Below are 7,823 nucleotides of genomic sequence, written 5' to 3'. Positions count from 1 at the left end.
CGTTCCTGTCTCGATGCTGCTGGGCGGTTGGCTGCTATTGGTCGCGGATTTTATCGGCCGCAATGTTGCCTACCCGGACGGCTTGCCAGCCGGAGTAGTTGTTGCGCTGCTTGGCGCTCCTTACTTTGTGTATCTGCTGTCCCGTGCGAAGTAGTGGAATAAGCCAATTTATAGCATCAAAACTAATAAAGTTTAGGAAGGCCACAGATCCGTCAGTTGGAGTCTTGGGCCTTCTTTTTGTGCTCGATTGAGGGAATGCTTTTATACAGGAAGATTTGCCGTATCCCCCGTGATTTTGCCCCTTGTCGGAACGGCTGGTTATCCGTTATAATGTCCACTATACAAAAACACGGGTCTACTTACAGAGGACGTGATGACAGTGAATACAGCTCCCCAGGAGCGTTATTTTGTCGTCCGGGAGGACATTTTGCCCGAGGCTCTGCTCAAAACCATTGAAGCGAAGGAACTTCTAGCTCGGGGGCAAGCGAAAACCGTTCATGAAGCGGTGGACCAAGTGGGGCTTAGCCGGAGTGCTTTTTACAAGTATCGTGACGGCATTTATCCCATGAGCCAGCTGGAACGGGAACGATTTGTTACCTTGTCTATGGACTTGGAGCATCGCGCCGGCATTCTATCCCGGGTGCTCGCGGCTATCGCGGGGCTGGAAGCCAATGTGCTGACCATTCACCAGACGATCCCCTTGCAGGGAATGGCGAATGCGGTCATCACAGCGGATACCTCGAAGATGCAGGTGAGGCTGGCGGATTTGGTTCATGCATTAAGCAGCCTGGATGGCGTGAAGCGAGTAAGCGTGGCCGGTCAAGGGTGAATGGAATGGAACGATCGTCCCTGATATCCAATTGTGCCAGGACCGCAGTTTCGTTCTATGCTACAAATTAATGACTATATCGCTCGCCCGGCGAGGATTAACGAGAGGACGTTTAAACGATGGAATACATTAGCACACGCGGCGGTATCGGAGCCATCGGCTTCATCGACGCCGTTCTTATGGGACTGGCGGATGACGGGGGTCTCATAGTACCGCGCCACATTCCGCAACTGTCTCAAGACATGCTCGCCAAGTGGCAGAAACTCAGCTACGCCGATTTGGCTCTGGAGATTTTCTCGCTATACATCGATGGTGAGATCCCACATGCGGAACTGCGCAAGCTCATCCAGACCAGTTACAGCACGTTCCGTCATCCAGAAGTTACGCCAGTTCGCCGCATTCGTGACGACCTGCAAATACTGGAACTTTTTCACGGACCGACGTTTGCGTTCAAGGATGTAGCGCTGCAATTTTTAGGCAACCTCTACTCTTACATTTCGCGGCAAAATCATTCCATCATCCACATTCTCGGAGCGACGAGCGGCGATACGGGGGCTTCGGCGATTGAGGGTGTGCGCGGCAAGGACGGCATTCGGATTTGCATCCTCCATCCACATGGCAAGGTTAGCAAAGTGCAAGAACTGCAAATGACGACCGTCGGCGATCCGAACGTTCTGAATCTGTCGGTGGATGGCAACTTCGACGACTGCCAGCGTATCATCAAAGAGTTATTCGCAGACGTAGCGTTCAAGCAGGAGTATCATTTGCGCGCCATCAACTCGATCAACTTCGCACGTATTCTCGCACAGACGGTGTACTACTTCTACGCGTACTTCCGCGTGGCTGAGCAAGGTGTGCAAGCTGCGAGTGTGGTTAACTTCAGCGTGCCGACGGGGAACTTCGGAGATATTTTCGCAGGGTATTTGGCCAAGAAAATGGGACTGCCAGTAGGTAAGCTGATTCTGGCGACGAACGAGAATAATATTTTGGAGCGTTTCGTGAATGAGGGCGTCTACGAGCCATCGGAGTTCCACATGACGTACAGTCCGTCAATGGACATTCAAGTCGCAAGCAACTTTGAACGGTACTTGTATTATTTGTGCGGCGAGAATGCAGGTACGGTTAGCGGTCTGATGAACGCGTTCAAGCAAGAAGGCAAAATCACGATTCCGGCAGACTTGCTTACGCAGGTTCAGCAGATCTTCGCGGCATATGGCGTGGAGAACGACGAATGTCTGGCAGCCATCGGTGAAGTGTATAGCAAATACGATTATCTGATGGATCCACACACCGCTTGCGGGGTCGCAGCAGCAGAAAAGCTCGCTAACAAAGCTGAAGTGACGGTTGCCCTCTCAACTGCACATCCAGCGAAGTTCGGCGAAGCCCTCGAATTGATCCCTATCGAGTTCACCCACCCGCCGGAGATCGCGGCGCTGTTCGAGAAGCCGCAGCACCAGACGCGCGTCAGCGGCTCGAACAACGCTGTGAAGGCAGAACTGCTGAGGTTTTTCTAACGATTCCTACCTTTATGAAATTTTCTAATCATGCAATCTGGGCGCAACAGCGACTCTCCAGAATAATCAGGTTTCGCAGCGACGGAATCCATACAGTCTTTGGTTCAATTTAGATAGATTTTCTCGGGTGGGAAAGGAGTTTCGGTTATGAAACCGGTAAAAGTAGGTTTGCTCGGACTCGGAACGGTGGGAACCGGCGTCGTCCGCATCGTGGAAGGACATCAGGAAGAGCTGCAGCGGCAGGTGGGAACGCCTATCGTCATCGAGCGTATTCTTGTGAACAACAAAGAGAAACGGCGCAATATAACCATTGATCCGGAGAAGCTGACGGAGAATGTTGAGGATATTCTGAACGATGCTTCTATTGATATTATCATTGAAGTGATGGGCGGCATCGAACCGGTTAAGGACTACATCATGGAGGCGCTGGCCAAGGGCAAGCATGTCGTCACGGCGAACAAGGACTTGATGGCGCTGCATGGAACGGAAGTGTTGGAGCAAGCGGCAAAACACGGCTGCGATGTTTTGTACGAAGCGAGTGTGGCTGGGGGCATTCCCATTATCCGCACGCTGACGGAAGGATTTTCCGCGGATCGGATTACCAAAATCATGGGGATCGTCAACGGGACGACCAACTACATCTTAACGAAAATGAGCCAGGAAGGCGCTGTCTACGACGATGTTCTGAAAGAGGCACAGGCGCTGGGCTATGCGGAGGCGGACCCTACTTCCGATGTGGAGGGGTTAGATGCGGCTCGGAAAATGACGATTTTGGGTCGGCTGGGCTTCGGCGTCAATGTAGAGCTGGCAGATGTTGCGGTCAAAGGCATTAGCAAGGTAACAAAAGAGGACATCGCCTATGGCAAAAAGCTCGGCTATGAAATGAAACTGCTTGGTATCGCCGAGTGCGAAGAAGATGGTATCGATCTCAGCGTGCAGCCCGTCATGGTGAAGACAAGCCACCCCCTCGCCAGCGTAAACGGCGTTTATAACGCGGTGTACGTGTACGGTCAAGCGGTAGGGGAGACGATGTTTTATGGCCCTGGCGCGGGGGAACTGCCGACAGCAACCTCCATTGTGGCAGATCTCGTTTCTGTAGTGAAGGATTTGCGTCTTGGAGTTAACGGGAAGTATATGGTTGCTCCTTATAAAGAGAAAAAGTTACGGTCTGACGCTGAAGCGGCTTCGAAGTACTTTATACTGCTGGATGTCGCGGATAAGGCGGGGGTGCTGGCGCGGATTACGCAATCTTTTGCCAAGCATGAGGTGAGTTTGGAATCGGTGCTGCAGCATCCGAATCCGCTGAATCTCAATGCGGAAATTATCATTATTACCCACAGTGCCAATCGGGCGGGCATGAAAAATGTGTTGGCCGATTTTGCGGAGTTGGATGTTGTAAATAAAATTCGCAGTGTATATAGAGTTGAAGGATAGCGGAGAGGAAAAACAAAAGATGGTTATCGTAAAAGTTCCAGCAAGCACCGCCAATCTGGGACCGGGCTTCGACTCGCTGGGGATGGCGCTGTCTCTTTATGCTTGGGTGGGGATGAGCGCAGCGGAAGAAACGAAGTTTCATCTATACGGCGAGCAGATGGCGGGAATTCCCGAGGACAAAAGCAATTTGATCTATCAGGTGGCGCAGCTTGTGTTTGAACGAGCGGGCGTTGTCATGCCAGAATTGGAAATCTCCATGTACAGCGACATTCCTTTGACCCGGGGACTTGGCAGCAGCGCCTCGGCTATTGTCGGCGCATTGACGGCGGCTAACGCCCTCATCGGCAGCCCTTTCGAGTTCGAGGAACTGTTTCAAATCGCAAGCTCTTTGGAAAAACACCCGGACAACGTAGGCGCCTCGCTTTTCGGAGGGATCATTGCCGCTTATTGGGACGGTGCTGATGCCCGGCATATTCGGCTTGACGCAGGCGACAAGCTGGAAGCGCTGGTGGCGATTCCTGATTTTCAGCTATCGACGGAAAAAGCCCGCCACGTGCTGCCTTCCTCTGTGCCGATGAAAGATGCTGTATTCAACATCGGCCACTCCAATCTCCTGGTGGCGGCTCTCTGCACAGGTCGCTATGATATGCTCCGACTTGCCATGAAAGACGCGCTGCACCAGCCTTACCGTTCTGCACTCATTCCGGGTATGGCGGAAGTGCTGACAGGTGCGGCTGAACACGGCGCCCTCGGCATTGCCTTATCTGGAGCAGGCCCGACGCTTATCGCCTTGATGGAGGCATCCGCCGGAGACAAAGCTCGGTTGGAAGTGTTCCTTGCCGAAACGTTGAACACCCACGGGGTATCCGCCTCCATGCAATGGTTGAAACCGTCCGGCACGGGTGCAACTGTGTTGACACGGGATGGCGATCCGCGTACATTTATGGAAACCGTTAAAGGAGATGTTTCGGCTTGAAGCGCGTCGCTTTCTTGGGACCGGCGGGTACTGTTTCGGAAGAAGCGACCCGGTTCTTTTTTCAGCAGCAGGACGATAAATATGAGTTCGTTCCCTATTCGCATATATCGGAAGTGTTTCTCGCCACGGATTCAGGTGAAACCGATTGGAGCGTCATTCCCATTGAAAATGCCATAGACGGCTCCGTTAGCTTGCATTTGGACTGGCTCATCCATGAGATGAATTTGCCGATTTTGACGGAGTGGACTTATCCATCCATCCAAAATCTGATCGGCCGAAAATCTTCCGACGAGGGCAAGAGCTACGCCGGTATTCGCAAACTCATCGCCTTTCCTGTCGCCAGCGGTCAATGCCGCAAGTTTTTGCGGTCAGAACTGCCGAACGTGGAGATCGATGTGGTGAACAGTACGGCGGAAGGCGTCCGGCTTGCCGCAGCCAGCGGAGATCCTAGTATCGCTTCCATCGGAACCAGATTGGCGGCTGAGCGGTACGGTTTGGATCTGCTCGCGGAAAATATCACGGACCACGATAATAACTATACGCGTTTCGTCCTCGTGGGACGGGAGCAGCCTGCTTTGCCCGGGGGCGTGAGCAGCAGCAAGACGACGCTGATTGTTACGCTGCCTGAGGATTTTCCCGGCGCGCTCCATCAGGTGTTGTCCACCTTTGCTTGGCGGCGCATTAACATGACGAAGATCGAGTCACGGCCGACGAAGCTGAAGCTGGGCACCTATTATTTTTATATCGATGTGGAAATGGCCATGGATTCGGTGCTGATGACTGCGGCTATTGCCGAGGTGGAAGCGCTGGGCTGTCAGGTGCGGGTGCTAGGTTCTTACCCGACCTATGCGTATGAAACGGCCGGTATTTAACGAAACATTATACGATGGGACACCCCCTGTATCCGTAGTTGCCCTTAGGCTGGCTGCGGGTAAGGGGGTGTTTTTTTGTTCAAAGAATGGTTTAAAGGGTTCGTATTTGAAGTTGTAAGTGGCGGACGTGAAGTGATTATGTCGGGGGTTTGAAGTTTTTTTTCGCTGATGATGTCAAACGCCTATTTGCACGCATAAACTGTAAGGAAAATCTGGGCAGGAACCGTTCCGGATCAAGTTCCTGCTGGGCCGCCAACGCGCTGTGAGCACCGGCAGCGATCTTCCGTTCCTCCATGCCTAAACCGGGAGCATCTTCTCAAGGCATCCCGAGGGCGATCAGGACTGGGCACAAGAACGGCGGAGATCTACGTTTTTACTACTCAAGGAGGGAACTGTATTGAAAATCCATGTGGTGAAATCGGGCGATACGCTATACGAGCTGTCCAAAAAATACAGCGTGGACTTGGAAAAGCTCATCGCGGCGAATCCCCAATTGGCGGACCCGAGCAAACTTGATGTCGGCATGAAGATCAAGATTCCCGGCGGTGCGGCGGCTGTATCCGTTCCGGAAGGAATGAATGCTCATACCGTCGTTCAAGGCGATACAATGTGGAAGCTATCCAAAACGTGGGGAGTGCCGCTGAAATCGCTGATCGATGCCAATCCGCAAATCAATAATCCCAATATTTTAATGACCGGGCAAGTCGTCTTTATTCCCAAACCGGGCCATACCTCTTTAGGCGTTCATGCGGCGTCGGTTTCGGATATGTTTCTTTCCAGCGGCAAAAAGGCTAATGCGCCTGTATCTCCAATTGCTACTGCACCGGCAGGTAAGAAAAATACCGCTCCGATCACAGAGGTTCCGGTTGAGCTTCCCGCAGAGAATGTTAAGCCGGTGGAAAATGTCAAACCTGAAGAAAACGTGAAGCCGGCGGAAAAGAAGTCGACAGAAGTAAAGCCAGCGGAAAAGAAACCAACAGAAGTGAAACCGACAGAAGTGAAGCCGGCAGAAAACGTGATGCCTGCGGAAACTGAAAAACCGGTGGAGAATGTGAAGCCTGTGGAAGCGGAAAAACCGGTGGAGAATGTGAAGCCTGCGGAAGTAGAAAAGCCGGTAGAAAATGTAAAACCTGCGGCGGCAGAGAAGCCGGTAGAAAATGTGAAGCCTGCAGCAACCAAGCCTGCGGAGGCCGTTAAGCCCGCAGAGAAGACAAAACCGGCGGAAAAGCCGTCTGCGGCAGACATGATGAGTCAATATCCATATCCGATTCCTGTGGAAGGTTCTCAATCGGACCATTTGTTTATGCAGTACCATATAGCAGCGGTAGAAGCGTTCAGTCAGCCGAGTAACACGGCATTTCCCATGATGGAACAGCCTACCAGCACATCTCCGGCATTCAGCATGCAATCTGCGAATGTATCGCCTGCATTTACCATGCCGACTGCCAATAACGCACCGACGACGCCAGCTTTTGTGATGCAGTCCGCTAATCAGGCTCCCGTTTATGGAGCGATGCAGCAGCCGTGCGGAGGACCTTGCGGATCTACCCTCGGCAATTTATCCGAAGCGATGAACGTTCCGTCTTATCCCCAAACGCTCCCTGCATTTCATCACATGACTCCATTCTCGCCTTTTGGCGTCAGTCCGTTAAGCATGCAGCCGTTTGCTCCACAGATGTATTCCGCGGATCAGATGCCGATTCCCGGATTGTGCGGGGGCATTCCCTATCCGGTTGGCCCGATGGAGTTCGCCAACGCCAACATGCCGATGCCCGTGCAAGCAGCATCTACTTTTCCAAGCAACGTAATGCCCTTAGGTAACGAGCCGGCTAACATCGCAGGTCTGTCCACCGAAAATCTGCAAGCCCCTGTAGCACAAATGGCGGCGATGGCTCCGACAATGGCTCCGATGATGGCAATGCCCACCATGTTCCACCCGTTCTCCGTCGCACCAGCTTCATTTTTGCCGCAAAATTGCGAGCCCTGCGCCGCTCCGCCGCTAACCGGTTTCTCGTCGCCGATGTTCACTTCGCCAGCCGCTTTTATGCCTTGTGAGCCCGGCACGTTTGCACCGGCTTATACAACGCCGGTCGTTCAACCCTACGGCGGTGTGCCCAATATGATCTCGCCTTTATCGACAGGGGGCAACGAGGCGCCAAGCATGGTTTCGCCTATGAGCTTGGGAACGCCGAATATGC

Annotated in this window: 7 protein-coding genes; all 7 read left to right on the top strand. The window is 52.9% G+C overall.

Going from position 1 to position 7,823, the window contains the following annotated elements; all coding sequences use genetic code 11:
• Positions 1–154: iron chelate uptake ABC transporter family permease subunit (locus TJ79_RS26620; RefSeq protein ID WP_155987829.1), on the top strand; the 154-nt coding region annotated here is incomplete at its 5' end.
• 219 nt (positions 155–373) lie between these two features.
• Positions 374–829 carry an ACT domain-containing protein gene (locus TJ79_RS09580; RefSeq protein ID WP_040950084.1) on the top strand — a complete coding sequence of 152 codons (456 nt, stop codon included), beginning with the start codon at positions 374–376 and terminating at the stop codon, positions 827–829.
• Between the two features lie 119 nt (positions 830–948).
• On the top strand, positions 949–2,343 hold the full coding sequence (gene thrC, locus TJ79_RS09575) for a threonine synthase (RefSeq protein WP_040950083.1): 1,395 nt from the start codon (positions 949–951) through the stop codon (positions 2,341–2,343).
• Positions 2,344–2,490: 147 nt separating this feature from the next.
• Positions 2,491–3,777, top strand: a complete 1,287-nt coding sequence (locus TJ79_RS09570; RefSeq protein ID WP_040950082.1) for a homoserine dehydrogenase — start codon at positions 2,491–2,493, stop codon at positions 3,775–3,777.
• A gap of 19 nt (positions 3,778–3,796) precedes the next feature.
• Entirely contained in the window at positions 3,797–4,753 is a 957-nt protein-coding gene (gene thrB / locus TJ79_RS09565) for a homoserine kinase (protein WP_040950081.1), read from the top strand.
• The gene (pheA, locus tag TJ79_RS09560) at positions 4,750–5,625 is read left to right on the top strand and encodes a prephenate dehydratase (protein ID WP_040950080.1); all 876 of its coding nucleotides are present in this window, start codon (positions 4,750–4,752) and stop codon (positions 5,623–5,625) included. The genes thrB and pheA overlap by 4 nt, the downstream gene beginning before the upstream one ends.
• Before the next feature lie 397 nt (positions 5,626–6,022).
• The coding region (locus TJ79_RS25835) for a LysM peptidoglycan-binding domain-containing protein (protein WP_052339433.1) at positions 6,023–7,823 on the top strand (1,801 nt) is incomplete at its 3' end.

It is taken from the genome of Gorillibacterium massiliense, from assembly GCF_000455485.1.
Taxonomy (GTDB): Bacteria; Bacillota; Bacilli; order Paenibacillales; family NBRC-103111; genus Gorillibacterium; species Gorillibacterium massiliense.
The sequence above is the reverse complement of the archived record's forward strand: the minus strand, read 5'-3'. Positions and strand labels throughout refer to the sequence as shown.